The sequence below is a fragment of the Amycolatopsis sp. NPDC006125 genome (genome assembly GCF_040614195.1).
GTDB classification, from domain to species: Bacteria; Actinomycetota; Actinomycetes; order Mycobacteriales; family Pseudonocardiaceae; genus Amycolatopsis_E; species Amycolatopsis_E tucumanensis.
This window is the reverse complement of record NZ_JBEXTZ010000011.1, coordinates 21,982-46,771: the sequence shown is the minus strand read 5'-3', so window position 1 is coordinate 46,771 and position 24,790 is coordinate 21,982. Positions and strand designations below refer to the sequence as shown.

Below are 24,790 nucleotides of genomic sequence, written 5' to 3'. Positions count from 1 at the left end.
AACTGTCCGGTGCAGCCAGCAGCGTATGACCTGGAGTCCCGCCACCCAGGGTGGCCGGCCCGGCTGGGCCCGATCCGGGTGGCGGCCGGTGACGTCGCGGTGCGGCCGATCCGCCTGCGCGACGCGGGCGACTGGAGCCGGATTCGGCTGCGCGACCAGGAGCACCTCGAGCCGTGGGAGCCGACCGGGCCGGGGCCGTGGCGCGACCGGAACAGCTACTGGTCGTGGCCCGCGCAGTGGACGGCGCTGCGGTCGCTCGCCCGGCGTGGTCAATGCCTGCCGTACACGATCACCCTGGACGGTGAGTTCGCCGGTCAGATCACTGTCGGTAACGTGATCCGGGCCTCACTGCGCTCGGCGTGGGTCGGCTACTGGGTGTCCTCCTCCGTGGTGAAGGGCGGGGTCGCCACGGCGGCCGTCGCGCTCGTCGTGGACCACGCGTTCAGCTCCGCCGGCCTGCACCGCATCGAGGCGACCGTGCGGCCGGAGAACACCGCGAGCATCAAGGTGCTGACCAAGGCGGGGTTCCGGCAGGAAGGCCTGTTCAAGCGGTACCTGGACGTGGCGGGCGACTGGCGGGACCACTACTGCTACGCGATGACGGTCGAGGAGAGCGGACCGGGGCTGGTGGCGCGCCTGGTCGCCGCCGGACGCGCCGAATACCTGTGACCGGGTCCGTTACCTAACGGCGAGTTTTTCACCGGATGGCGTGACCCTTTTTCTGCTTCCGAGCGGCGTGGCTCCGTCCCATCTGTTACTCCTGTGACTAGCGTGACGACATGTAGCAGTGAACGGGGGAGGTGAGAGGGGATTGCCCAGCTCGCTGATCATCGTCGCCTTGGCCGCGGCCTGGCTCGTCGTGCTCGTGCCCATGGTCGCCCGCAAGCGCCAGGCGGTCACGCAGACGGCCGACGCCGAACTGGCCGCCCGCGTGGTCCGCAGTGGCGGCGGCGCAGACGACGTGGAGGAGGAGTTCGCGATGTCCGAAACCACCCAGCAGGTCGCTGAGGCCGACGACCGCGTCGACTACGACGACGTCGAAGAGTACGAAGAGGAGCCGGCGCGCCGGTACGAGCCGGTGTCCGACCGCCGCTACCGCCCCGGTCGCGGCGGGTTCGACCCGGAGGCCGCGGAGATCGCCGCGCGCGCCAAGTACGCGTTCCGCCAGCGGGTCGTCCTCTGCCTGTTCCTGCTCGCGGTCGTCACGGCCGCCGGAGCCGGGTTCCTGACCTCGTCGCTGTGGTGGCTGCACGGCGCGGTCGACCTCGTCCTGGTGGGCTACCTCGCCTACCTGCGCCGACAGGTGCGCATCGAGGCCGAGATCCGCCAGCGCCGCATGGCCCGGCTCGGCTCCCGCCCCGCGGCGCGCCCCGCCCGCCGCGAGCGCCCCGCCGAGGAGTTCGACGTCGTCGAGCCGCCGCGCGAGGTGCCCGGCGTCGAGCGCCGCCCCTCGCCCGCGTCGCGCCTCCGCGGCCGCGCGGTGGTCGTCGACCTCGAGGACGAAGACCCCGCGTTCCACGACCTGGACGACCCGGACCAGCTCCCGTTCCGGCGCGCGGTCGGAGAGTAGACCCCCTCGCCGACCGCCTCCGGGCACTTGCTATGCTTCTGGAGCTTCCTTCGGGAAGTCCAGTAAGGGGCTGTAGCGCAGTTGGTAGCGCGTCTCGTTCGCATCGAGAAGGTCAGGGGTTCGATTCCCCTCAGCTCCACTCGATCGAAGGCGCATCCTGCTCGGCGGGATGCGCCTTCGCTGTTTTCGATCCTCGTATTTCTTCTGGGGGCGCAGCCCCCAGACCCCGCCCGGGGCGATCCCCGGACCCCCATCGCTGTCGTTCCGTGTTCGAGTAAGGCCACTAACCCCCGACGTGGTTGCGTTGGTCGGGCGACCGGGCAGTTGGTCTGGTCAACAGTAAAAAGGGCCACCCGCGACGCGGGTGGCCCTTTTGGTTGTGTGGCGAGAGTTGTGTGACTCTCTCCACTTTGGATGCCCGGGGAGGGGTTTACTCCGCGGCCTCCTGTAGGGCGCGGACCTCGATTCGTGAGCTCAGGGCGGCGGAGACCTGCTCGGCCCACGTCAGCGCTTTCTCCTCGTCCGGGGCGTCGATGATCCAGAACCCGCCGACGTACTCGGCGGCCTCCACGAACGGCCCGCGTGTGCGCTTGGGCTCCTCGCCGCTGGCGTCGACCGTGATCGCGGTCGACGGTGGCTGCAGGCCGCCCGCGGTGACGAACGCGCCGGCCTCCTTCAAGTCGCTGTTGAACTTGTCGACGGCGGCCTTCACGGCCTCCAGCTCGGCCGGATCGAACTCCTGCATCGACTCCATCGTCGGCTCCTCGGCCGACTCGTGCGGAATGGTGAGGAAGTACTGCGGCATCGGGCAACTCGCTTTCTGTTCGTCATCGTCGGCTCTTGCGGATCTTCACGTCGTCGAGGCAGGTCAGGCTGATTTCGACGATCCGGCCCTGCAGGCCCCGTGCGCGCATCCCGGCCTCGGCCAGCTCCTGGGCTTCCAGCTGGGCGGCGAGGTCGGCGTCCTCGGGGCTGTCCTCCTCGACGTGGAGCAGGTAGCGGAACTGGTAGCCGATGAGCTGCGGCGTGTAGAGGAACGTCCCTTCCGGGGTGAAGCGGGAAGCGAAGACGTCGTGGGCCTCCTGCTCCTCGAGCAGCCGCTCCCGTTGCGGGGCGGTGAGGTTCTCGAACCGGCCCCGGACCGTGACCCGATACGTGCGGCTCATCCCCGCTCCTTCCGGGTCGCAGCGTCGAACAGCGCCACGATCTCCGCCGTCAGCGCCTCGATGTCCGCGTCGCCCCCGAGGAGGTGGGCGGCCGTGTTGTCCAGCACGGTGCGCAGCGCGAACGCCATCGTGGTGGTGTCGAAGGCGCGCATCTCGCCGCGGCGCTGACCGTCCTCGAACAGCGCGATCAGATCACCCAGCGACGCGGCCACCCGATCGCCGTAGTGCCGCCGATCCTCTCGGCTCAGGTACTCGACCACGGCGATCAAGGCGCCGGCCGAGTCCGGGTGCTGGGCGCAGTACTCCAGGAAGGCGCGGATGTACGCGGCCAGCCGTTCGCGGCTCGACCCGGGCCCCATCAGGATCTGCCCGAGCTGCGGGGCGAGCTCTCCCGCGACCGTCTCGGCGACCGCCGCGACCAGCTCGTCCTTGCCGGAGTAGTTGCCGTGCACGGCTCCCCTGCTGAACCCGGCGTGCTCGGCGACCGCGTTGAGCGAGGTCGCGGACACCCCGGACCGCGCGAACAGCCTGATCGCCGACGCGATCAGCCGTCGGCGGGTCTCCTCCTGGCGCTCCTTGCGCGTCATCCGGACCGCGGGCGCGTCTGCCGTCTCCACGAATTCAGGATACAGGCCTGTATCTGAATGTCGACCTGTATCCGAATCGGTGTCAGGAGTCGTGTCAGTGCGGTGACCGGGCCGTGTCAGGGCGGCCGTCGAAAGTGGTCGTCATGACAGAGGCGATCACGGCTTCCGGGCTCCGGAAGTCCTACCAAGACAAAGTCGTGCTCGACGGGATCGATCTCAGCGTTCCGGCGGGCACGATCTTCTCCCTGCTCGGGCCCAACGGGGCCGGCAAGACCACCACCGTCAACGTCCTGACCACGCTGATCAAGGCCGACGGCGGCACCGTCCGCGTCGCCGGGCACGACATCGCCACCGAGGCCAAGGCGGTGCGCTCGGCGATCGGCGTGACCGGCCAGTTCGCGGCTGTCGACGAGCTGCTCACCGGCCAGGAGAACCTGCAGCTGATGGTGGACCTGAACCGGGTCCCGGCCAAGGACGGCAAGCGCGTCGTCGCCGAGTTGCTCGACCGGTTCGACCTGGCCGGCGCCGCCCAGAAACCCGCGTCGACCTACTCGGGTGGCATGCGCCGGAAGCTCGACCTGGCCATGACGCTCGTCGGCAACCCGCGGGTCATCTTCCTCGACGAGCCGACGACCGGTCTGGACCCGCGCAGCCGCCGCACGATGTGGGACATCATCCGCGACCTGGTGGCCGACGGCGTGACCATCTTCCTCACCACCCAGTACCTCGAGGAAGCCGACCAGCTGGCCGACCGCGTCGCGGTGCTGGACAAGGGCCGCCTGGTCGCGCAGGGCACCCCCGACGAACTCAAGCACCAGATCCCCGGCACCCACGTGCGGCTCCGGTTCGCCACGGCCACCGAGCTCGACTCGGCTGCCCGGATCCTGCCCGACGCCACCCGCGACGACGACGCGCTGACCCTCCGCGTGCCCAGCGACGGCGGCACGAAGTCGTTGCGCGCCTTGCTCGACCGGCTCGACGAGCACTCGCTCAGCGCCGAAACCTTCACCGTCCACACACCCGACCTCGATGACGTCTTCCTCGCCCTCACGGGCCACACCACGGAGGTGGTCGCGAAATGAACAACCAGTCGCTCGTGATGCTGCGCCGCAACTTCAAGCACATCGCGCGGAACCCGGTCACCGTCTTCAACGCGGTCCTGATGCCGATCGTGGTCATGGTGATGTTCGTGTACATGCTCGGCGACGCGTTCAGCGTCGGCGTCGACTACGTCGACTACGCCACACCGGGCCTGATGCTCCTGGCTGTCTGTTATGGACTCGGCGGTGTCGCGACCGCGGTGAGCTCCGACATGACCAAGGGCATCATCAACCGGTTCAAGGTCATGGACGTCTCCCGTGGCGCGGTGCTGAACGGGCACGTCATCGCCAGCGTGCTGACCAACCTGCTCGCCATCGCGGCGCTCGTCGGCGTGGCGTTCCTGCTCGGGTTCAGCCCGTCGGCGGACTTCCTCGACTGGCTGGGCGTGCTCGGCGTGGTCGTGCTGCTCGGTCTCGCGACCGGCTGGCTGACCGTTGCGCTGGGACTGGCGGCCAAGTCGGTGGAATCCGCGGGGATGGCGTCGGTGCCGCTGGTCATGCTGCCGTTCTTCAGCAGCGCGATCGTCCCCGCCGACAAGATGGGGCCGGGCCTGCGCGAGTTCGCGGAGTACCAGCCGTTCACGCCAGTCATCGAAACCCTGCGCGGCCTGCTCAACGGCTCGCCCGCCACCGGTGACCTGATCGCCGCCCTCGCCTGGTGCGCCGGCATTGCGCTCGTCGGCTACCTGTGGGCGTCCGCCACGTTCAAGAAGCGAGCGTGACCGCGATCAGCTCGCGCCAGCTCGTCTCCCGCCCCTCCTGAACCGCCTCGGTGAACCGCGTGTCACCGAGGCGGTTCCGCGTTTCCTGCTCGATCCGCGCCACGTCCGGCTGCGAGCGGTCCGGCAGACCGCGCAGCGCGTCGCTCGCCGCGAGCAACCGGACGGCCTGCTCGGGTTGTCCGCCGCGCAGCGCCAGATCCGCGGCCCCGACCAGCGTCTGGGCGATCATGAGCGGGTGCCCCGCCTCGGCCGCCGCTTCGACGGCCGCCGCGCGGTGCTCCCTGGCCTCGTCGAGGTCCTCGGCGAGGTAGCCCAGCAGATCGTGCGTCATCACGCGGACGGCCGCCCGTTCCGCGTTGTCGCTCAGCATCTCCGTCACGATGCCGAGTTCCCGGCGCGCCTGCTCGGTGTCGCCGCGCCAGCGCGCGAGCTCCGCCTTCGCCAGCGCCAGCTCGGCCAGCGCTTCCGGCCAGGCGATCCGGTCCGCGTACCGCTGCGCCTCGGCCATGGCGGACGCGCTGCGCTCCGCGTCGCCGAGCACCCAGTACAGCTGGGCCTGCCGCGACCGCATCCGCACGATGTCCTCGACGGCGCCGACCTCCTTGACGACCGCGATCGCCTGTTCGTAGTGCTCGCAGGCGCGGGTGAACTCACCGCGCGTGGCGATCCGCTCCGCCAGCTCGGTCTGGGCGAACGAAATGCCCCAGCGTTCGCCGATCGCGCGGAACTCGGTGAGCGCCGCCTCCAGGTAGGTGTCCGCCTCCCGGCCGCCGTGGCCGAGCTGCACCCGCATCTTCCCGAGTTGCAGCCGGGCCAGCGCGCGCACCCACGGGTCGTCGTCGGTGATCTGGGGCTCGAACGCGGTCAGCATCGCGTCCGGCCCCTCCAGCAGGCGCTCCATCGCGCCGGCGAACCGCAGCGACGGCGGCGGGTTGGGCACGCGCCGGCTGATCTCGTACGCCTTGTGAATCCACTCCACCGCGTCGAACTGGTCGCTGCCGCGCCCGGAGGTCATGAACCCCGACACGAACGCGTACACCACGCCGCGGATCTCGTCCTCCACCTCGCCGGGCATCGTGGCGGCCGCCAGGATCAGCTCGTTGCCCTCCGCCTTGTGCCCGGCGAGCCACCAGTACCAGCCCGCGGCCGCGGCGAGCCGCATCGCGCCCGCCGCTTCGCCGGCCGCGATCGCGCCGCGCATCGCCGCGGCGATGTTGTCGTGCTCGGCCTTGAGCACGCCGAGCCATTCCAGTTGTTCGGCGCGCAGGAGGTGCGGCTCCGCGGTTTCCGCGAGTTCGGTGAAGTACGCCAGATGCGCGCGGCGCGCCGCCTCGGATTCGCCGGCTTCGGCGAGCCGTTCGTCGGCGTACTCCTTGATGGTGCCGAGCATCCGGTAGCGCGGGGCGCCGTCGTCATCGGTGACCACCAGCGACTTCTCGGTCAGCGCGGTCAGCAGCTCCAGCACCTCCCACGATTCGATCTCGTCGGTGGCGCAGACGCGCTCGGCCGCTTCCAGGCTCGCGCCGCCGGAGAACACCGAGAGCCGGCACAGCACCGTCCGTTCGGCGTCGCTGAGCAGCTCCCAGCTCCAGTCGATCAGCGCGCGCAGCGTCCGCTGCCGGGGCAGCGCGGTGCGGCTGCCGCCGGTGAGCAGGCGGAACCGGTCGTCGAGCCGGTTGGCGAGCTGGTCGAGCGACATGGTGCGCAGGCGGGCCGCGGCGAGTTCGATGGCCAGCGGGATCCCGTCCACCGCCCGGCAGATGCGTGCCATGGCCGACAACGTCTGCGCGTCGGTGCCGAGGTCCTTGCGCACCGCGGCGGCCCGGTCGCGCAGCAGCTGGACGGCCGGGGCGGCTTCGATCTTGCCCGGGTCAGCGTCGTCCGCGGGCAGCGCCAGCGGCGCGACCGGCCACAGCGCCTCACCGGTGATGCCGAGGGGTTCCCGGCTCGTGGCGAGGATCCGCAGCCGGCGGCACTCGCCGAGCACCCGGTGGGCGAACTCCGCGGCGGACCCGACCACGTGCTCGCAGTTGTCCAGGACCAGCAGCACCGTCCGCTCGCGGAGGGCGGCGATGACGCGGTCGGCCGGGTCCGCGTCCGGCGCGTCGCCGAGCAGCGCGTCGCGTAGTTTCAGCGCGGCCAGCGCCGCCTGCGCGACGTCCCCGTCCGCGCCGAGCGGGGCGAGTTCGACCAGCCAGGTCCCGTCGGGGAAATCGCCGAGCAGCGTGCGCGCGGTTTCCGTGGCCAGCCGGGTCTTCCCCGCGCCGCCGGGGCCGATCAGCGTGGTGAGCCGGTGTTCGCCGATCAGGTCGCGGACCGCGGTGACCTCGGCGTCCTTGCCGACGAAGCTGGTCAGCTCGGCGCGCAGGTTGGTCTTCTGCTTCTCCGCGGGCCGCTCCACCTCGCCCCGCAGCAGCGCGACGTGCAACGCGGACAGCTCCGGCGAGGGGTCGACGCCCAGCTCGTCGGCCAGGGTTTCCCGGGTGCGCTCGTAGACGAGCAGCGCGTCGGTGTCGCGGCCGGTCGCGACCAGTGCGCGCATCAGCGCGGCGACCAGCCGTTCCCGCACCGGGTGCGCGGCCACCAGATCGGTCAGCTCGGTGACCAGATCGGCGCCGTTGCCGAGGCGGATCTCCGCGTCGAACCGGTCTTCCAGCGCGGTCAGGCGCAGCCCCTCGAGCCGGGTGACCGCGGCGTCGAAGGCGCCGCTGTCGGTCAGGCCGACGTCCTGCATGGCCGGACCGCGCCACAACGCGAGGGCCTCGCGCAGCCGCTGCGGATCTTCGTCCTCGCGCGCCTTGCCGACGAGGCGTTCGAACTTGACGGCGTCCACCGCGTCGGGCTCGATCCGGAGCCGGTAGCCGTCCGTCTGCCCCTCGACCGACCCGGCGGGCAGCGCCTTCCGCAGCCGGGAAACGAGGCGCTGCAGGGCGTTCACCGCGTCCGACGGCGGCTGCTCACCCCAGATCCAGTCGATGAGCGCCGCCTTCGGGACGACGCGGCCCGGCTGCAGCGCGAGGGCGACCAGCAGCCCGCGCAACCGGGCGCCCGGCACGTCGGCGAAGCCGCCGTCGTCCGTGCGAACTTCGAATGGACCGAGCATTCCGACCTGCACCCGGCCGATTCTGCCAGTCGGCCGGCGCCGGGCTCGGCGATCGGCGGTTTTTCGTGTTGGGTGGGAGCCGTGACTTGGCGGGGAACCGCGACGCTGCGCCCTGGCCGGCTCGGCTACCGCGGGACGGTGGGGGACGCGCACCGGCACCGGCACGCCGCCGTGCAGGTGGTGCTCGCCGACGAGCCGGTGCGCCTGCGTGGCGCGGACGGCGACGAGTGGTGCCGCTCGGCCGTGATCCCGGCTGGCGCCGAACACGAGATGCACGGTGGCGCGGCCGGGCAGCTGATCTGGGTCGACGCCACCGGCGTGCTCGGCCGGTCGCTCCTCGCCCGGGTCCGCGGCACTGGCCTGCCCGCCGGATCACCCGCGGCGTGGCGGGCGGCAGGCGAATCCCTGGCCGAAGGCTGGGCGGACGAGCCCACCAGCCTGCACCCCGCGTTGCGCAGGGCGGTCGAGGCCGTGCCCGCGATGCTCGACGCCACCGTCCCGCTGACGGAAGTGGCCGGCGTGGCCGGGATCTCCGCGTCGCGCCTCGGGCACCTGTTCCGCGACGAGATCGGCCTGCCGTTCCGCGCGTACGTGCGGTGGGCCCGCCTGCAGCGCGCGATCGAGCACGCCCGCACCGGCGCGACGCTGACCGACTCGGCCCACGCGGCGGGGTTCGCGGACAGCGCGCACCTGACGCGCGTCTGCCACGACATGTTCGGGCTCGCCCCGTCCGCCCTGACCCGCGGCGTGCGGTGGGAGTAGCCGGTTCGTTCAAGCCGGATCGGTCCGCCTGGGGGCAGGGTCGGCGGCATGCGAACCCTCGTCCGGTACGGCTACGTGCCGTTCATGCTCCTCGTCGTCGACGGCGCGGCCATCGCCCTGGCGGCCGGCGGTCATTCGAAGCTCTGGCTGCTCGGCCTGCTGTTCGTCGCGGTGGGCGCGTCCTTCGCCGCCGAACGCGTTCTGCCCTACCGCGACGACTGGAACGTCCCGCACGGCGACGACCGGCGCGATGTCGCCCACGCCGTGGTGAACGAAACGCTGACGCTGGCCGGTCTGGCCGTGCTCCCGGCGCTCACCGCGGTCGCGTCGATCGACGGAATCTGGCCCGGCTCGCTGCCGTTCGCGGTGCAGGTGCTGATCGCCGTCCTCGTCGCCGACCTCGGGATCACGCTGGTGCACCTGGCCAGCCACAAGGTCCCGGCGCTGTGGCGGCTGCACGCCGTGCACCACAGCGTCAAACGCGCGTACGGGTTCAACGGGCTGATGAAGCACCCGCTGCACCAGACCCTGGAAACCGCCGCCGGTGTCGCGCCGCTGGTCCTGCTCGGCATGCCGTCCGCCGTCGCGAGCGTGCTCGCGCTGTGCGTCGCGGTCCAGCTGCTCCTGCAGCACTCCAATGTGGACTACCGGGTGGGGCCGCTGCGCGCGGTGCTCGCGCTGAACCAGGCGCACCGGTTCCACCACCTCAAGTGGGCCGGGGCCGGCGACGTCAACTTCGGGCTGTTCACGCTGCTGTGGGACCACTGCCTCGGCACCTACTCCTACGACCCGGAGCGGCGGTTCCGCAGCGACGACCTCGGCATGGCGGCGAAGCCGCACTACCCGGACGGGTACCTGGCGCAGCTCGCCGAGCCGTTCCGGCCGAGCGGAGCGTGCACGACGAAAAATATTAGTAACTGATATAACTGGGTGGTGTGCGAGCTGGACATCACCGAGCTGACGGTCGTGATGGAGCGCTTCACGCGCATGAACATCCGCCTGCCCGCGGTGCAGCGGCTGAGCTTCACCACGTTGTCCGTGCTGCACACGCTCGCCACCCGCGGGCCGAAGCGGCTGGGCGAGCTGACCGCCGACGAGCAGGTCACGCAGTCCGCGATCACGCAGATGGTGACCAAACTGGAGCGCGAGGGACTCGTCGAGCGGCTGCCGGACCCCTCCGACGGGCGGGCCGTGATCGTGCGGATCACGCCCGACGGCGCGGCGATCGTCGAGGGGCGGCGCGCCGAGCGGATCAAGCACCTGGAGCGGCTCGCCGCTCAGTTGCCGCGTGCGGAACGGACCGCGATCGCCGCCGCCCTGCCCGCCCTCCTGCACCTCGTAGAACTGGGGGAACAGTGAAACCGACGCCCATCCACGTGCCCGGCGAGGTGCTCGACGACCTCCGGCGGCGGCTGGAGCTGACCCGCTGGCCGGACGACCTCGGCAACGAGGACTCCGCCTACGGTGTGAACCGCGCGCTGCTCCAGGAACTCGTCGAGCACTGGCGGTCCGGTTACGACTGGCGTGCGGCCGAGGCGGCGATGAACGCCTATGACCAGTACCGCGTCGAGGTCGGCGGCGTGCCCGTGCACTTCATGCGCAAACCCGGCGCCGGGCCGTCCCCGACGCCGCTGATCCTGCTCCACGGGTGGCCGTGGACGTTCTGGCACTGGTCGAAAGTGGTCGACTCGCTCGCCGAACCCGACGGCGACGGGGAGGCGTTCGACGTGATCGTGCCGTCGCTTCCCGGCTTCGGGTTCTCGTCGCCGCTGCCGCGCGCGGACCTGAACTACTGGAAGATCGCCGACATCTTCCACGAGCTGATGACCGGGGTGCTGGGGTTCGGCAAGTACGCCGTCGGGGGTTGCGACGTCGGCGCCCTGATCGCCGGGCAGCTCGGGCACAAGCACGCGGGTTCACTGCACGGCATCCACATCGGATCCGGGCAGAAGCTGAGCATGTTCAACGGCGAGCGCGCGTGGGACATCACCGGCGGGCAGCCGATCCCGCCGGGGCTGCCCGCCGACGCGCACGCGCGGGTGCTGGAGCTGGAGCGGCGGTTCGCGGTGCACCTGACCGCGCACGTGCTGGAGCCGAGCACGCTGTCGTTCGGGCTGACGGACTCGCCTGCCGGGATGCTCGCGTGGATCCTGCAGCGGTGGGTCAAGTGGAGTTCCCCGGAGACGGTGTACCGCAAGGACGATCTGCTCACCCACGCGACGATCTACTGGGTGACGAACACGATCGGCACCTCGATCCGCACGTATGCCAACAACAACCGCTACCCGTGGACGCCGTCGCACGACCGGCAGCCGGTGGTCGAGGCGCCGACCGGGCTCACCCTGGTGAACCACGAAAACCCGCCGGGCGTGTCGACGCCCGGCGAGCGGGTGCGGAACTTCGTGGCGAGCGAGCGGGGTGGCTGGTACAACCTGGTCAACGTGCGCGCGCACGAGCGTGGCGGGCACTTCATCCCGTGGGAGATCCCGGCGGAGTGGGTGGCGGACCTGCGCCTCACGTTCCGGCTGGCACGGGAGAGCTGAGCGTCGCGCGGCGGGTCTTGCGGCGGTGCCGCGTGTGCTGCAGCCACCATTCCGCGATCAGCAGGTTCACCAGCCAGCTCATCCACGTGCCGACGCCGATCGCCTGCTGGAGGGCCACCGCGTCGGACGGGTCGGGCACGAACGCGGCCACGCACACCGTCGTCCACAGGCGGTTGACCACGATGGAGAAGCACAGCGCGAAGCTGCGCACCATCCACTCGCGGTGCTGCGCGTACCGGCGCCGCCGGGCCATCACGTAACCCGTCACCGTCGTGCCGAGCCACAGCAGCGCCAGCATCGTGTTCGCCGCGCGCTGGTTCAGCCCGGCCGCCCCCAGCGGCGCCACGGCGAGCGCCGCGAGCCCGGCCGGGATGGCCGCGAACACGTAGATCCGGCCGCTCCATCGGTGCACCTCGGGGTGCTTCTGCCGCAGCCACGGCCACAGTTGCAGCACGGCGGTCACCAGCACCGCCGTGCCCAGGAAGATGTGCGTCGCCAGCAGCGGGTAGTGGAACCACGTGCCGGACCGGGCCGGCACGCGGGACTGGGCCGGGTCCAGCCCGAGGTAGGGCGGCAGCGCGTAGGCGAGGAAGGCGACAGTGACGAGCCCGAGTCCGACGAGCGGCGGGCGGATCCGCGTCGAAGCAGTCATGCCACGAGTTTTCGCCCGCGCGGAAACGAGATCACTGCGGTGCACCGGTCGATCGCCGGTCGGGTTGTCCCTACCGCCGGACCAGGAACGGCTCCAGCAGACCGGGTTCCGCGGCGTCGGCGAGCGCGATGGCTTCCGCGGCCGGGACGTCGACGCCGGTGTAGTGCTGACGCCCGGCGGCCGTGGTCGCGGTCAGCGAGATCAGCCCGGCCCGCCGCTGGAAGAACGACCGGTGGAACACCCAGCCGATCACACCCTCGGTCGCGAGCACCTGCCGCCGCCGCACCAGGCTGCCCTGCCGGAACACCAGTTTGCCGCCGATCAGGGCGTGCCCCAGGTTGCGGTAGCGGTCCTCGGCCAGCAACGCGCCGATCGGGAACAGCGCCAGCGCGACCTGCCACAGCCAGGCGGGCCAGTCCGCGAACCACCACAGCAGCGCGCACAGCCCGGTCACGGCCGCCGCGAACAGGAACGCCCGCGTGTGCCGGCGCAGGTGGGCGCGCGGACCGTGCTGGACCAGTTCGGCAGTGGCGGCCGCCGGATCTTCGAGGACATCGCCGGCCACGCGGTGCGCCACCGCGCGCGGGGCGGGCGGCAGCAGCACGGAACCGCTGTGCTCGCCACGCAACCCGGTGGTGATCGCCGAGCAGCGTGCCCCGCGGGCGGCGCGCAGCAGCAGCGGTTCGCTGATCTCGGCCCCGCGCAGGCGGCGCAGCTCGATCGTGGTCTGGCGGGTGGTCAGCAGGCCGCGCGTCACGCGCAGCGTGCCTTCGCCGCGGGCCAGCCGGAAGTTCCAGAACGCCAGCACGTACGCGATCACCGACAGTACGGACACCAGCACGACGGTCAGCACCAGCAGCACGATCACGATGAGCCACACCGGAGTCGACGCGACCCGGCCGACGAGCGACTGCAGCATCCCGAAGTCGTCCTCGTCGATGCGCACCTCGTTGAACAGGTTGGCCAGCGAGCCGACGACCACACCGATCGCGGCGATGCCGGACAGCGTGAACGGCCCGAACCGCACCCAGGCCGGCCGCAGTTCGGCCAGCACGTCCACCAGGCCCTCGGTCTGCTCGGTGCGGCGGTGCAGCAGCTCCTCGCGCAACCGCGCGGCATCCGCGGTCGCCAGCGAGTCCAGCGTGACGCCCATCGCGCCCTGCCAGTCGCCGCGGCCGGTGCCGATCACGACCCGGCTCAGCCCGAGGATCCGTTGCAGTGGACGGGAAGTGAGGTCGACCGTGCGGACCCGGTCGCGTGGCACGGACAGTTCCTTGCGGCTGAGCAGGCCGCGCCGCACGCGTACGTGCTCGGCGGTGATCTGGTAGGTCGTGGTGAACCAGCGCAGCAGCCCGGCCGCGATCGCCAGCCCGAGGCCGACGAGGCTCCAGATCTGGCCCTGGCCGCCGCGGCCGATGAACAGCACGCCGATCAGCACCGGCAGCAGGCGCACGACCTCCTGCACCGGGTGGACCGCGAGCATGCGCGCGCTGAGCCGCTGCCAGTCGTCGCTCACGTCGCGTCCCCCGGCGTGGCCTGCGTCTGCGTGGCGAGCTCCTGGGTCAGCCGCTGCGCGACCTCGATGTCGAGGCCGTGGATCTGGACCGGTCCGCGCGCCGAGGCCGTCGTCACGGTCAGGTTGGCCAGCCCGAACAACCGCTCCAGCGGGCCGCGTTCGGTGTCGACGGTCTGGATCCGGGACACCGGCGCGATGCGGCGCTCCTGGTTGATCCAGCCGGACTGCGTGTAGACGACCTGGGGCGTGGTCTCCCAGCGGTGCACGCGGAAGCGCCACTGCGGCATGACGGCGAGGTGCGCGATCGCCACCACCGCGGTCACGGCGAGCGCGACGACCAGCGGGAACCAGCCGGTCAGCCCCAGCCACACGCCCTCGCCGGCGAGCACGACGACCCAGCCGATCGCCGCGCGCGTGGCCCAGAACAGCACGGCCTTTCGGCTGACCAGGTTCGCGGGTGGCCGCAGATCCACCACGGGATTCGTCACGCCACCACTTTGCCAGTCAGGCGGTGGTGCTGTCCGGAACTCCGAGCCGGAGGTGCTCGATGTGGTAGACGGCCTCGTCGAGCAGCTGGGCGACGTGGTTGTCGTAGAGGCTGTAGACGATGCTGCGACCAGAGCGCTGCCCGGTGACCAGGCCGAGGTTGCGCAGCAGGCGGAGCTGGTGGCTGACCGCGGACTGCTCCATGCCGACCGCCTCGGCCAGCTCGCCGACCGCGCACGGCCCCTGCCGCAGCCGGGAGAGCATCAGCAGGCGGCTGGGGGTGGCCAGAGCCTGCAGGGTGGCGGCGACGGTCGCCGCGCTCTGCGCGTCCAGCGACGCTGCCCGCCTGTCCTTGCTGTCGACTCCGTGACCCACGAGACGATTCTAGTCGAAGAACACATGTAGACGTCTTCATGTGTTCGGGTATGCTTCGGCACGTGGTGCAAATGATCGACAGAGCGGCCGCGGTCCGTCCCGCGCGCCGGCTGCTGCTGCCCGAGGTCCGGTGGGCGATGGCCGCGCTGGTGTTGTTCCTGGCCGGGCTCGCGGCCGACCTCGGTGGCGGCCCCGCCTGGCTGTACTGGGCCCTCTACCTGGGCTGTTACGCCGCGGGCGGGTGGGAGCCGCTGCTGGCGGGGCTGCGGGCGCTGCGCGAGCGGACGCTGGACGTCGACCTGCTGATGGTCGTGGCCGCCGTCGGCGCCGCGGCGATCGGGCAGGTCCTCGACGGCGGCCTGCTGATCGTCATCTTCGCGACCTCCGGCGCGCTGGAGGCGGTCGCCACGCAACGCACCGCGGATTCGGTGCGCAGCCTCCTCGACCTGACCGGCGAGGCGGACAGCTACGAAGTGGGCGACGAGTTCGTGGTCCGGCCGGGAGAGCGCATCGGCGGGGACGGCGTCGTGCTGGACGGCGCGAGCGAGGTGGACCAGTCGTCGATCACCGGCGAGTCGATGCCGGTGCCGAAGGCCGTCGGCGACGAGGTGTTCGCGGGCACCCTGAACGGCACCGGCGTGCTGCGGGTGCGGGTCACGCGCGACTCCTCGGACACGGTGCTGGCGCGGATCGTCGCGATGGTCGAGGAGGCGTCGGCGACCAAGGCGAAGACCCAGCTGTTCATCGAGAAGATCGAGCAGCGGTACTCGGTCGGCGTGGTGGTGGCGACGCTGGCGTTGTTCCTGGTGCCGCTGGTTTTCGGCGCCGGCCTGCAGGAAACGCTGCTGCGCGCCATGACGTTCATGATCGTCGCCTCGCCGTGCGCAGTGGTGCTCGCGACCATGCCGCCGCTGCTGTCCGCCATCGCCAACGCCGGGCGGCACGGTGTGCTGGTCAAGTCGGCTGTGGTGCTCGAACGGCTCGGCACGACGGAGCGCGTCGCGTTCGACAAGACCGGCACCCTGACCGAGGGGTCGCCGCGCGTGGTCGAGGTCCGTCCACTCGGGATGCTCGAAAAGGAGGTTTTGCGCCTCGCGGCGGGTGCGGAGCAGGCCAGTGAACACCCGCTGGGGCGGGCGATCGTCGCGGCCGCGGACCGGGTGCCTCCGGCGCGGGACTTCCGCGCCGAGCCCGGCCGGGGCGTGCACGCGGTGGTCGACGGGCGGCAGGTGTTCGTCGGCCGGGACGACGGCGAGGCGGTGCGCGAGGCCGAGGCGGACGGGCGGACCGCGGTGCTGGTCCGGGTGGACGGCGAACCGGCGGGCGTGCTCGGGCTCGCCGACCGCGTGCGCCCGGACGCGCGCGCCGCGGTGACCGCGCTGAGCTGGGCTTCCCCCGTGCTGCTGACCGGGGACAACCCGCGGGCGGCGGCGCGGGTGGCGGACGAGGTCGGCATCACCGACGTGCGGGCCGGCCTGCTGCCGCAGGACAAGGTCGCCGCCGTCCGGGAGCTCGGCGAGCGGGTCCTGCTGGTCGGCGACGGCGTCAACGACGCGCCCGCCCTGGCCGCGGCGAACACCGGCATCGCGATGGGACGGGCCGGATCGGACCTGGCGCTGGAGACCGCCGACGCGGTCGTCGTGCGGGACGAGCTGACGGCGATCCCCGCGGTCGTCGCACTGGCCCGTCGCGCGCGGCGGCTGGTGCTCGCCAACCTTGCGATCGCGGGCGGGTTCATCGTCGGGCTGGTGCTCTGGGACCTGTTCGGCGAGCTGCCGCTGCCGCTCGGCGTCGCCGGTCACGAGGGCTCGACGGTGCTGGTCGCGCTCAACGGCCTGCGGTTGCTGCGCGAAAAGGCGTGGCGCGGTTGACTCGGGGACATGACGGGGCACATGACACCGGAGGAGTTCCGGCGCTACGGCAAGCAGGTCGTCGACTGGGTGGCCGACTACCTGAGCACGATCGAGGACCGGCCGGTGCGCTCGCCGCTCGCGCCGGGGGAGGTGCGCGACCGGCTGCCGGCGCACCCGCCGGAGCGGGGTGAGCCGTTCGAGGACCTCCTCGGCGACCTGGACCGCGTGATCCTGCCGGGCATCACCCACTGGCAGCACCCGGACTTCTTCGCCTACTTCCCGGCCAACGCGTCCGGCCCGGCGATCCTCGGTGACCTGCTGTCCAGCGGTCTCGGCGTGCAGGGGATGGTGTGGGCGACGAGCCCGGCGTGCACCGAGCTGGAGACCGTCGTGGTCGACTGGCTCGCCGAGCTGCTCGGGCTGCCCGCCGAGTTCCGCACCGACGGCGCGGGTGGCGGGGTCATCCAGGACTCGGCGTCGAGCGCGGCGCTGGTGGCGTTGCTCGCCGCGCTGCACCGGGCGAGCGGCGGGAAGATCCGCGACCACGGCGTGACGGGCACCTACCGGATCTACGTCTCCACCGAGACGCACTCGTCACTGCAGCGGGCCGGGCGCATCGCCGGTCTCGGTGGGGAGAACGTCCGGATGGTGCCGGTGGATCCGGTGACGCTCGCGATGGACGTCGCCGAGCTGCGGCGCATGATCGCCGAGGACGTGGCCGGGGGCGTGGTGCCGGCGCTGGTCTGCGCGACGATCGGGACGACGTCCACCACGGCGATCGACCCGGTCGCGGAGATCGGGGCGGTGTGCCGCGAGGCCGGGGTGTGGCTGCACGTGGACGCGGCCTACGCCGGATCGGCCGCGGTGTGCCCGGAGCTGCGGTGGATCAACGACGGCGTGGCCGAGTACGCGGACTCGTACGCGACCAACCCGCACAAGTGGCTGCTCACCAACTTCGACTGCGGTGTGCTGTGGGTGCGGGACCGGCGGCCGATGATCGACGCGTTGTCGATCCTGCCGGAGTACCTGCGCAACACGGCGACGGAGTCGGGCGAGGTGATCGACTACCGGGACTGGCAGGTCCCGCTCGGGCGGCGGTTCCGCGCGCTGAAGCTGTGGTCGGTGATCCGCTGGTACGGCGCGGAGGGGCTGCGCGCGCACATCCGGAACTGCGTCGAACTGGCCGCGCGGTTCGCCCGGCTGATCGACGCCGACGACGGGTTCGAGCTGCACCCGGGGCACCCGTTCGGGCTGGTGTGCTTCCGGCCCCGGTGGCCGTCGTCCGTTCCCGACCCCGACGCGGAAACCCTCGCCGCGATGGAACGGCTCAACGCGTCGGGCGAGCTGTTCCTGAGCCACACCAAGGTGAACGGGCACGTGCTGCTGCGGCTCGCGGTCGGCTCACCGGCCACCCGCGCCGAGCACGTGGAGGCGGCGTACCGGCGGATCGCCGCCGCGTGTCAGGAGCGGAGGTAGGTGTTGAGCGTGACAGCCAGCGTCTGCTCGACGTCGGAGGACTCGGCGGCCGACGGCAACCCGCCGCGCAGCCACAGCGCGGCGAGCCCGTGCAGCGACGCCCACAGCGACGCGGCGAGCGGACGCGAAGCGGTGCCCCGCCGCCAGCCGACCGCCTGCGCTTGAGTCACCAGGTCCAGGAACTGCTCGAACACCGCGCTGGACAGCCGGGCCAGCGCGGGTTCGCGCACGTCGATCAGGTCCGGCCGGAACATCAGCTCGAACATGGCCGGGTTCGCCAGCGCGAAGTCGAGGTAGCGGCGGCACGCCGTCAGCAGCCGTTGCTGCGGGTTGCCCTCCGGCAGGGCGGCCGCGCGGTCGTGCAGCTCCGCGAACCCGGACGCGGCGACCGCGGCGAGCAGTTCGGCCCGCCCGGCGAAGTGCCGCAGCGGCGCGCCGTGCGAAACGCCCGCCTCACGTGCGATCCGCCGCAGGGTGACGGCCTCGACACCCTCGCTGGTCAGGACGGCGACGGCGCTGTCGATCAGGCGCTGCCGGGGATCGTTTTCCACGACGCCAGCTCGTCGGCGATGACGGGGAGCAGATCGGGGCGCTTCGGCGCGAAACCGTCGCCGGGCGACCGGCCGGTGAACCAGTTGCGGGTGCGGGTGACCATCACCGGCAGGACCTCGCGCCACACCCACCCGGCGTGCGCGCGCAGGCCGGGGCGCACCGGGTCGCCGGGCAGCGGCTCCAGCCAGGCCGGGTCGTAGTCGACGCCGAGGGTCGTGAGCAGGTGCGCGGCCAGGCGGCGGTGGCCGTACTCGGACAGGTGCAGCCGGTCCGGGCCGAAGTAGCGCAGGTCGTGCACGGCTTCCTCGCCCCACAGGTCGACCACCTCGGCGCCGTGTTTCGCCGCGGACGCGTGGATCGCGTCGTTGAGGGCTTCCAGGCGGTGGCGGATGCGCAGCAGGCCGGGCACGCGGCCGGAGACGTCGCTGAGCGTGAAGACGACGACGGTGGGCGCGGCGCGGGTGAGCATGCGGATGGCCGCGTCCACCCGCTTCGCGACGACCTCGGCGCGGTAGGTGCGGGTCATGACGTCGTTCGCGCCGCCGAAGAGCGTGACGAGGTCGGGCTTGAGGTCCAGTGCCGCGGGGATCTGCTCGACGATGATCTGGTCGAGGCGGCGGCCGCGGACGGCCAGGTTGGCGTACCGGAAGGCGGGGTCGTACTGGGCCAGCGTGGCCGCGGCCAGATCGGCCCAGCCCCGGTAGATGTCGGTGCCCGGGTACGGGTCGTGCAGGCCTTCCGCGCAACTGTCGCCGAGGGCGACGAACCTCTGATAGCCCATTCAGCTCTCCGACATCCGGTGTTCACCTGGTAGACACCTGTGTACCAAGATCTGTAGACGCTGTCTACTCGACCGGATGTCACAGGGGGAGCGGCTGTCTCGTCTCGGGTGCCGAACCCCACCCGGAACGAGGAGCTGATGATGGGCGAACAGCAGAAGGTCGCGCTGGTCACCGGAGCGAACAAGGGGATCGGGCGTGGCGTGGCCGAACAACTGGCCGCGCTCGGCATGACCGTCCTGGTCGGTGGCCGCGACCCGCGGCGCGCCGAGGAGGCCGCCGCGGCGGTCGGCGCCCACGCGATCACCTTGGACGTCACCGACGCGGCCGGGGTGCGGCGGGCCGCGCGGCAGATCGAAGACCGCTTCGGGCGGCTCGACGTGCTGGTCAACAACGCCGGGATCACCGGATCCGGGCAGGTCGACCCGGCGGATGCGCGCGACCAGATCCCGAGCACGGTCGACCTGGACATGGTCCGTGCGGTGTTCGAGACCAACGTGTTCGGCGTGATCGCGGTGACCAACGCGGTGCTGCCGCTGCTGCGGCGGTCACCGGCGCCGCGCATCGTCAACGTCAGCAGCCACGCCGCCTCGCTGACCCTGACCAGCGACCCGGACGGCCCCTTCGCGGCGCTGCTGCCGTCCGCGGCGTACAGCCCGTCCAAGACCGCCCTGTGTGCGCTGACCGTCCAGTACGCCAACGAGCTGCGCAAGGACGGTGTCCTGGTCAACGCGGTCGCTCCTGGGTTCGTCGACACGGACAGCAACAACCACACCGGGTTCCTGACCGTCGCGCAGGGTGCCGCGGTCGTGGTGCGGCTGGCGACGCTCGGCCCGGACGGACCGACGGCCGGGTTCTTCGCCGAGGACGGGCCGGTGCCGTGGTAGACCGGGGCGTGATGGACCGCGCCGAGGAGTTCCAGGAGCTGCGGCCGCTGCTGTTCTCCATCGCCTACCGGCTGCTGGGCAGCGTGAGCGAAGCCGAGGACGCGGTGCAGGAGACCTGGCTGCGCTTCGCGACGTCGCCGACCCGGCCTGAGTCGATCAAGGCGTTCCTGTCCGCGACGGTGAGCCGGATCGCGATCGACGTGTTGCGCTCGGCCCGGGTCCGGCGGGAGGAGTACGTCGGGCCGTGGTTCCCGGAGCCGCTGCTGGCCGATCCGTACGAGGACCCGCAGCGCGCGGCGGAGCTGGCCGACTCGTTGTCGATGGCGGCGCTGCTCCTGCTGGAGCGGCTCAGCCCGCTGGAGCGCGCGGTCTTCGTGCTGCGCGAGGTGTTCGGGTTCGGCTTCCCCGAGATCGCCTCCGCCGTGAGGCGTTCGGAGGCGGCGTGCCGTCAGCTCGCGGTGCGGGCCCGCCGCCACGTCGACGCCGGCCGCCCCCGGTTCGAGGCCGACCGGGCCAAGCGGGACGAGCTCGCCGGGCGGTTCCTCGACGCGTTCCGGAACGGGGACGTCGGCGCGCTGACCTCGCTGCTGGCCGCCGACGTGCAGATGATCGGCGACGCCGGCGGCAAGGCGCCGCAGTGGGCGGAGCGGTTCACCGGGGCGGGCGCGGTGGCCGGCGTGCTGGCGACGCTCATGCCGATGTTCGCGCGGATCGGCGCCCAGGTGGCCGTCCACCCGGTCAACGGCCAGCCCGGCGCGATCTTCCGGGACCGCGACGGCGGGCTGATCACCAGCTGGGCGTTCGACATCGCCGACGGAGTGGTCCAGACGATCCGCACCGTCAACAACCCGGACAAGCTCGGGCACCTGGCGCCCGTGGCGGACGCGTGGGCTGCCCTCCGGGAAGCCGGGAACTGACCGCGGGCCCGGCGCGGGGGACGCGCCGGGCCCACGGCCCTGCTCACGGCCAGTCGACCTGCGGGGAGCGGTAGAAGTCGATCCCCTGGATCTCCCACCGCGGCGCCTGCTGCGCCAGCCGCTCGCGGTAGCCGTTCCAGTCGTGGGTCGACTTCGGCGACCACCCGATCTCCGCGATGCCGGGCAGCCGCGGGAAGGCCATGAACTCGATGTCGTCGCTGTCGGTCAGGGTCTCCGACCACAACGGCGCCTCGACACCCGCTACGGACGCCTCGCCGACGCCCTGCACCGCCGTCGACGGGTCCCAGTCGTAGGCGTCGGCGACCTCGACGTACCCGGCCCAGTGCAGGCCGAGCGGGCTGTTCTCGTTGTACTGCATGTCGAGGTAGGCCTTGTTGGCCGGCGAAACCACGATCTTGTTGCCCGCCGCGGCGGCCGCCGCCGTGTCCGCGTCGACGCCGTCGGTGTCCCAGAACTGCGGCACCGCGGACACCGGCGGATCGGCCTTCGCGATCTCGTGCCAGCCCTGCGCCAGCTTGCCGTGCTTGGCGACGATCGGGAGCACCTGGCCCATGAACTTCTGGTAGTCCTCGGGGGTCGTGGCGTGGGCCTCGTCCCCGCCGATGTGCAGGTAGCGGCCCGGGGTCAGTGCGGCGAGCTCGCCGATCACGTCGTCGAGGAACTTGTAGGTGATGTCCTTGTCCACGCACAGCGAGCTGAACCCGACCTCGATGCCGGTGTACAGCGGCGGCGCGACGCCGTCGCAGTTCAGCTCCGCGTACGAGGCCAGCGCGGCGTTGGTGTGGCCCGGCATGTCGATCTCCGGGATCACCGTGATGTGCCGGGACGCGGCGTAGGCCACCAGGTCCTTGTACTGCTCCTGCGTGTAGTAGCCGCCCGGGCCGCCGCCGACCTCGGTGCTGCCGCCGTACGTCGCCAGGCGTGGCCAGCTCTTGATCTCGATCCGCCAGCCCTGGTCGTCCGACAGGTGCAGGTGCAGCCGGTTGACCTTGTACTGCGCGATCTGGTCGATGTAGCGCTTGACCTCGTCGACGGTGAAGAAGTGCCGTGCGACGTCGAGCATCGCGCCGCGGTAGGCGAAGCGCGGGTAGTCCACGATCTTCCCGCCCGGGACGATCCACGGGCCGCGCGCCACCTGCCGCGACTCGACCTGCGCGGGCAGCAGCTGGCGCAACGTCTGCACGCCGGCGAACAGGCCGTCGCCGCTGTTCGCGCGCAGCGTGACGCCCTTCTTCGTCACCGTGATCTGGTAGCCCTGGTCGCCGACCCGCGCGGTCGGGCCGAGCTCCAGCGCGATGGACGGCGCCGAGGTGCGCTCGACGACCGGGAGGCGGTACCCGGTCGACGGGCGGAGCAGGCCGGCGAGGTAGTCGGCGACCTGACGGGCGCCGCGGTCGGCCTCGATCGCGGTGGCCGGGGTCAGCCGAAAGTCGGCCTTGGGGTCGGCGATCGCCGACACCGGAACGGGGATCACGTCCGCCAGCGCGCGGGTGCTCGGCGCGGTGGCGGGTTCGCTGGCGAGTGCGGGCTGGGTGAGGGCGGTCAGCGCGAGCGCGGTGGCGCCGAGCAGGCCGGCCAGGGATCTGCGCATGGGTCACTCTCCGCGGGGATCGGGAGCGGGTCCCCTAAAGGTATAGACCAGTGTTCCGGCGCGCGCAATGCCCCGGTTGCCGTCGCACTGCTCCGGCCGGGTGAACCGCCGCGTTCGACTCGTTCGGGTGGCGATTCCCCGGCCGGACAGTGCTTTCTGTCGGTGCTCGGGTCTAGCTTGTCGGTGTGAACATCAACGCCCTGCCGAACGGCCTCATCCGTCTCAAGTGGACTCTTTCGCGGTCAGTCGTCCCGCAGCACCGCGCGCAGCTTGTCGAGCACCGAAGGATCTTCGATGGTCGACGGCACCGGTTCGTCCCGGCCTTCGGCGAGTCCGCGCATGGTCTTGCGGAGGATCTTGCCCGATCGCGTCTTCGGCAGCGCGTCCACAACGGACACTTGCCGGAACGCCGCCACCGGGCCGATGTCCCGCCGGACGGCCGCGATCAGCTCCGCCTTCAGCGTTTCCTCGTCGACGTCCACACCGGACTTGAGCACCACCAGCCCGCGCGGCAGCTGGCCCTTGAGCGAGTCGTGCACGCCGATCACCGCGCACTCGGCGACGGCCGGGTGCGCCGCCAGCACGGCCTCCATCGACCCGGTCGACAACCGGTGCCCGGCCACGTTGATGACGTCGTCGGTGCGGCCCATGACGAACAGGTACCCGTCCTCGTCGAAGTAGCCCGAGTCGCCGGTGAGGTAGTAGCCCTCGTAGCGCGACAGGTACGCCTCCACGTAGCGCTCGTCGTCGCCCCACAGCGTCGGCAGGGTGCCCGGCGGCATCGGGAGTTTGATGCAGATGGCGCCTTCCTGCCCGGCAGGCAGGGGGTCGCCGGCCTGGTCCAGGATCCGCACGTCGTAGCCGGGCACCGGGACGGTCGCCGAGCCCGGTTTCACCGGCATCGGTTCCAGCCCGCGCGGGTTCGCCGCGATCGGCCACCCGGTCTCGGTCTGCCACCAGTGGTCGATCACCGGCACGCCCAGCTTGTCGGCGGCCCAGTTCAGGGTCTCCGGGTCGAGCCTCTCACCGGCCATGAACAGGGTGCGGAACGACGACAGGTCGTACTTCGCGAGTTCGGTGGCGTCCGGGTCGACCCGTTTGATCGCCCGCAGCGCGGTCGGAGCGGTGAACAGGGCCTTCACCTTGTGTTCGCTGATGACGCGCCAGAAGGCGCCGGCGTCCGGGGTGCCGACCGGCTTGCCCTCGTACATCACGGTCGTGGCGCCGATCAGCAGTGGCGCGTAGACGATGTAGGAGTGGCCGACCACCCAGCCGACGTCGGAGGCGGTCCACCAGATGTCGCCGGGCTGGATGTCGTAGACCGCGTGCATCGAGTAGGCCAGCGCGACCGCGTGGCCGCCCGCGTCGCGCACGACGCCCTTCGGTTTCCCGGTGGTGCCGGAGGTGTAGAGGATGTAGAGCGGGTCGGTAGCCGCGACCGGGACCGGGTCGACCGGGCTCGCCCCGGCGACCAGTTCCCGCCAGTCGACGTCCCGTTCGCCGAGCGTCGCCTGCGCCGCGTCGCGTTGCAGCACCACGACCTTGTCCGGCTGATGGGTGGTGGCGGCGAGGGCCTCGTCGATGATCGGCTTGTACTCGACCACGCGGTTCGGCTCGATGCCACAGGACGCGGCGACGATCACCTTCGGCTTGGCGTCCTCGATGCGCGCGGCGAGTTCCTTGGGCGCGAAGCCGCCGAACACCACGGAGTGCACGGCGCCGATCCGGGCGCAGGCGAGCATCGCCACGGCGGCCTCGGGAACCATCGGCAGGTAGACGATGACGCGGTCGCCCTTGCCGACGCCGAGGGACCGCAGGGCCCCCGCGAACAGGGCGACTTCGTCCCGCAGCTGGGCGTAGGTGAAGGTCCGCTTGCCCCCGGTGACCGGCGAGTCCCAGATCAGGGCGGGCTGCTCCCCGCGCCCGCGTTCGACGTGCCGGTCGAGGGCGTTGTAGGCGGTGTTGAGCTCCCCGTCCGGGAACCAGCGGAACAAGGGAGCCCGCGAAGAGTCCAACGCCCGCGACGGCTCACGAGTCCAATCGATGGCCTTCGCCGCCGCGAGCCAGAACCCTTCCGGATCAGTAAGGCTGCGCTGGTGTTCCTCCACGTGACGGCCCATGGGGCAGACCTC

The 24,790-nt window shown here is 71.7% G+C and carries 24 protein-coding genes and 1 tRNA gene; 13 read left to right on the top strand and 12 right to left on the bottom strand.

What is annotated here, in order from left to right; translation table 11 throughout:
• Positions 1-9: 9 nt before the first annotated feature.
• The 3 genes from ABZ193_RS08415 (at position 10) to ABZ193_RS08405 (ending at position 1,709) form a co-directional block, all read left to right on the top strand.
• Positions 10-669 carry a GNAT family protein gene (locus ABZ193_RS08415; RefSeq protein ID WP_027936383.1) on the top strand — a complete coding sequence of 220 codons (660 nt, stop codon included), beginning with the start codon at positions 10-12 and terminating at the stop codon, positions 667-669.
• Positions 670-811: 142 nt separating this feature from the next.
• On the top strand, positions 812-1,570 hold the full coding sequence (gene glpR / locus ABZ193_RS08410; protein WP_020421601.1) for a gephyrin-like molybdotransferase receptor GlpR: 759 nt from the start codon (positions 812-814) through the stop codon (positions 1,568-1,570).
• 66 nt (positions 1,571-1,636) lie between these two features.
• Positions 1,637-1,709: transfer RNA gene (locus ABZ193_RS08405), tRNA-Ala, on the top strand.
• Between the two features lie 291 nt (positions 1,710-2,000).
• On the opposite strand, the gene ABZ193_RS08400 is transcribed toward ABZ193_RS08405, so the two are convergent.
• Genes ABZ193_RS08400 through ABZ193_RS08390 form a run of 3 tightly spaced genes read right to left on the bottom strand, consistent with a single transcriptional unit; the run spans position 2,001 to position 3,353 of the window.
• The gene (locus tag ABZ193_RS08400) at positions 2,001-2,375 is read right to left on the bottom strand and encodes a YciI family protein (protein ID WP_354709378.1); all 375 of its coding nucleotides are present in this window, start codon (positions 2,373-2,375) and stop codon (positions 2,001-2,003) included.
• A gap of 22 nt (positions 2,376-2,397) precedes the next feature.
• Positions 2,398-2,736 (bottom strand): DUF6204 family protein, encoded by a 339-nt coding sequence (locus tag ABZ193_RS08395; protein ID WP_237339198.1) that lies wholly within the window; start codon positions 2,734-2,736, stop codon positions 2,398-2,400.
• Positions 2,733-3,353 carry a TetR/AcrR family transcriptional regulator gene (locus ABZ193_RS08390; protein WP_237339197.1) on the bottom strand — a complete coding sequence of 207 codons (621 nt, stop codon included), beginning with the start codon at positions 3,351-3,353 and terminating at the stop codon, positions 2,733-2,735. The genes ABZ193_RS08395 and ABZ193_RS08390 overlap by 4 nt, the downstream gene beginning before the upstream one ends.
• 113 nt (positions 3,354-3,466) lie before the next feature.
• Between ABZ193_RS08390 and ABZ193_RS08385 the strand changes: the two genes are divergently transcribed.
• Both ABZ193_RS08385 and ABZ193_RS08380 read left to right on the top strand, forming a co-directional pair.
• On the top strand, positions 3,467-4,405 hold the full coding sequence (locus tag ABZ193_RS08385) for an ATP-binding cassette domain-containing protein (protein ID WP_354709376.1): 939 nt from the start codon (positions 3,467-3,469) through the stop codon (positions 4,403-4,405).
• A complete protein-coding gene (locus ABZ193_RS08380) occupies positions 4,402-5,145 on the top strand; it encodes an ABC transporter permease (protein WP_237339195.1) in 744 nt (247 codons plus the stop codon). The genes ABZ193_RS08385 and ABZ193_RS08380 overlap by 4 nt, the downstream gene beginning before the upstream one ends.
• Here ABZ193_RS08380 and ABZ193_RS08375 read toward each other — a convergent pair.
• Positions 5,129-8,260, bottom strand: a complete 3,132-nt coding sequence (locus ABZ193_RS08375) for a BTAD domain-containing putative transcriptional regulator (protein ID WP_354709375.1) — start codon at positions 8,258-8,260, stop codon at positions 5,129-5,131. The two genes, ABZ193_RS08380 and ABZ193_RS08375, sit on opposite strands and share 17 nt — an antisense overlap.
• Before the next feature lie 69 nt (positions 8,261-8,329).
• Between ABZ193_RS08375 and ABZ193_RS08370 the strand changes: the two genes are divergently transcribed.
• The 4 genes from ABZ193_RS08370 to ABZ193_RS08355 are packed head-to-tail and all read left to right on the top strand — an operon-like array spanning position 8,330 to position 11,553.
• Complete coding sequence (locus ABZ193_RS08370; RefSeq protein ID WP_237339193.1) at positions 8,330-9,010, top strand: helix-turn-helix transcriptional regulator; 681 nt, start codon at positions 8,330-8,332, stop codon at positions 9,008-9,010.
• Positions 9,011-9,058: 48 nt separating this feature from the next.
• Positions 9,059-9,931, top strand: coding sequence for a sterol desaturase family protein (locus tag ABZ193_RS08365; RefSeq protein WP_354709374.1), 873 nt, complete (start codon positions 9,059-9,061; stop codon positions 9,929-9,931).
• A gap of 12 nt (positions 9,932-9,943) precedes the next feature.
• Positions 9,944-10,369 carry a MarR family transcriptional regulator gene (locus tag ABZ193_RS08360; protein WP_354709373.1) on the top strand — a complete coding sequence of 142 codons (426 nt, stop codon included), beginning with the start codon at positions 9,944-9,946 and terminating at the stop codon, positions 10,367-10,369.
• Entirely contained in the window at positions 10,366-11,553 is a 1,188-nt protein-coding gene (locus ABZ193_RS08355; RefSeq protein WP_354709371.1) for an alpha/beta fold hydrolase, read from the top strand. Before ABZ193_RS08360 ends, ABZ193_RS08355 begins: the two co-directional genes overlap by 4 nt.
• Here the strand turns inward: ABZ193_RS08355 and ABZ193_RS08350 are convergent.
• The 4 genes from ABZ193_RS08350 to ABZ193_RS08335 form a co-directional block, all read right to left on the bottom strand.
• On the bottom strand, positions 11,525-12,205 hold the full coding sequence (locus ABZ193_RS08350) for a DUF2306 domain-containing protein (RefSeq protein WP_354709369.1): 681 nt from the start codon (positions 12,203-12,205) through the stop codon (positions 11,525-11,527). The genes ABZ193_RS08355 and ABZ193_RS08350 overlap by 29 nt on opposite strands.
• 70 nt (positions 12,206-12,275) lie before the next feature.
• Positions 12,276-13,721, bottom strand: a complete 1,446-nt coding sequence (locus tag ABZ193_RS08345) for a PH domain-containing protein (RefSeq protein WP_354709368.1) — start codon at positions 13,719-13,721, stop codon at positions 12,276-12,278.
• Positions 13,718-14,209 carry a PH domain-containing protein gene (locus tag ABZ193_RS08340; protein WP_235716256.1) on the bottom strand — a complete coding sequence of 164 codons (492 nt, stop codon included), beginning with the start codon at positions 14,207-14,209 and terminating at the stop codon, positions 13,718-13,720. Before ABZ193_RS08340 ends, ABZ193_RS08345 begins: the two co-directional genes overlap by 4 nt.
• Positions 14,210-14,225: 16 nt before the next feature.
• Positions 14,226-14,582: a metalloregulator ArsR/SmtB family transcription factor gene (locus ABZ193_RS08335; protein ID WP_020421587.1), complete on the bottom strand. Its 357-nt coding sequence runs from the start codon at positions 14,580-14,582 to the stop codon at positions 14,226-14,228.
• Positions 14,583-14,653: 71 nt separating this feature from the next.
• Between ABZ193_RS08335 and ABZ193_RS08330 the strand changes: the two genes are divergently transcribed.
• Positions 14,654-16,453, top strand: a complete 1,800-nt coding sequence (locus ABZ193_RS08330) for a heavy metal translocating P-type ATPase (protein WP_354709444.1) — start codon at positions 14,654-14,656, stop codon at positions 16,451-16,453.
• A 21-nt stretch (positions 16,454-16,474) separates the two neighbouring features.
• Positions 16,475-17,911: an aminotransferase class V-fold PLP-dependent enzyme gene (locus ABZ193_RS08325; protein WP_354709443.1), complete on the top strand. Its 1,437-nt coding sequence runs from the start codon at positions 16,475-16,477 to the stop codon at positions 17,909-17,911.
• On the opposite strand, the gene ABZ193_RS08320 is transcribed toward ABZ193_RS08325, so the two are convergent.
• Both ABZ193_RS08320 and ABZ193_RS08315 read right to left on the bottom strand, forming a co-directional pair.
• Positions 17,896-18,462: a TetR/AcrR family transcriptional regulator gene (locus ABZ193_RS08320; protein ID WP_237339187.1), complete on the bottom strand. Its 567-nt coding sequence runs from the start codon at positions 18,460-18,462 to the stop codon at positions 17,896-17,898. The two genes, ABZ193_RS08325 and ABZ193_RS08320, sit on opposite strands and share 16 nt — an antisense overlap.
• Positions 18,435-19,244: an SGNH/GDSL hydrolase family protein gene (locus ABZ193_RS08315; RefSeq protein WP_237339186.1), complete on the bottom strand. Its 810-nt coding sequence runs from the start codon at positions 19,242-19,244 to the stop codon at positions 18,435-18,437. The genes ABZ193_RS08320 and ABZ193_RS08315 overlap by 28 nt, the downstream gene beginning before the upstream one ends.
• 141 nt (positions 19,245-19,385) lie before the next feature.
• Here ABZ193_RS08315 and ABZ193_RS08310 point away from each other — a divergent pair, with 141 nt between their 5' ends.
• Both ABZ193_RS08310 and ABZ193_RS08305 read left to right on the top strand, forming a co-directional pair.
• A complete protein-coding gene (locus ABZ193_RS08310) occupies positions 19,386-20,129 on the top strand; it encodes an SDR family NAD(P)-dependent oxidoreductase (protein WP_354709442.1) in 744 nt (247 codons plus the stop codon).
• Positions 20,123-21,046, top strand: a complete 924-nt coding sequence (locus ABZ193_RS08305; protein WP_354709367.1) for an RNA polymerase sigma-70 factor — start codon at positions 20,123-20,125, stop codon at positions 21,044-21,046. Before ABZ193_RS08310 ends, ABZ193_RS08305 begins: the two co-directional genes overlap by 7 nt.
• Before the next feature lie 43 nt (positions 21,047-21,089).
• Here the strand turns inward: ABZ193_RS08305 and ABZ193_RS08300 are convergent, their stop codons facing one another.
• A complete protein-coding gene (locus ABZ193_RS08300; protein ID WP_237339183.1) occupies positions 21,090-22,658 on the bottom strand; it encodes a beta-N-acetylhexosaminidase in 1,569 nt (522 codons plus the stop codon).
• A gap of 242 nt (positions 22,659-22,900) precedes the next feature.
• Positions 22,901-24,778 (bottom strand): propionyl-CoA synthetase, encoded by a 1,878-nt coding sequence (locus ABZ193_RS08295; RefSeq protein ID WP_237339202.1) that lies wholly within the window; start codon positions 24,776-24,778, stop codon positions 22,901-22,903.
• Positions 24,779-24,790: the final 12 nt, after the last annotated feature.

Excerpts from the sequence above, each read along its gene's own strand:
- ABZ193_RS08400 (WP_354709378.1), bottom strand. The coding sequence starts at position 2,375 with ATGCCGCAGTACTTCCTCACCATTCCGCACGAGTCGGCCGAGGAGCCG.
- ABZ193_RS08395 (WP_237339198.1), bottom strand. The coding sequence starts at position 2,736 with ATGAGCCGCACGTATCGGGTCACGGTCCGGGGCCGGTTCGAGAACCTC.
- ABZ193_RS08385 (WP_354709376.1), top strand. The coding sequence starts at position 3,467 with ATGACAGAGGCGATCACGGCTTCCGGGCTCCGGAAGTCCTACCAAGAC.
- ABZ193_RS08380 (WP_237339195.1), top strand. The coding sequence starts at position 4,402 with ATGAACAACCAGTCGCTCGTGATGCTGCGCCGCAACTTCAAGCACATC.
- ABZ193_RS08365 (WP_354709374.1), top strand. The coding sequence starts at position 9,059 with ATGCGAACCCTCGTCCGGTACGGCTACGTGCCGTTCATGCTCCTCGTC.
- ABZ193_RS08350 (WP_354709369.1), bottom strand. The coding sequence starts at position 12,205 with ATGACTGCTTCGACGCGGATCCGCCCGCCGCTCGTCGGACTCGGGCTC.
- ABZ193_RS08330 (WP_354709444.1), top strand. The coding sequence starts at position 14,654 with ATGATCGACAGAGCGGCCGCGGTCCGTCCCGCGCGCCGGCTGCTGCTG.
- ABZ193_RS08325 (WP_354709443.1), top strand. The coding sequence starts at position 16,475 with ATGACACCGGAGGAGTTCCGGCGCTACGGCAAGCAGGTCGTCGACTGG.
- ABZ193_RS08315 (WP_237339186.1), bottom strand. The coding sequence starts at position 19,244 with ATGGGCTATCAGAGGTTCGTCGCCCTCGGCGACAGTTGCGCGGAAGGC.
- ABZ193_RS08310 (WP_354709442.1), top strand. The coding sequence starts at position 19,386 with ATGGGCGAACAGCAGAAGGTCGCGCTGGTCACCGGAGCGAACAAGGGG.
- ABZ193_RS08300 (WP_237339183.1), bottom strand. The coding sequence starts at position 22,658 with ATGCGCAGATCCCTGGCCGGCCTGCTCGGCGCCACCGCGCTCGCGCTG.
- ABZ193_RS08295 (WP_237339202.1), bottom strand. The coding sequence starts at position 24,778 with ATGGGCCGTCACGTGGAGGAACACCAGCGCAGCCTTACTGATCCGGAA.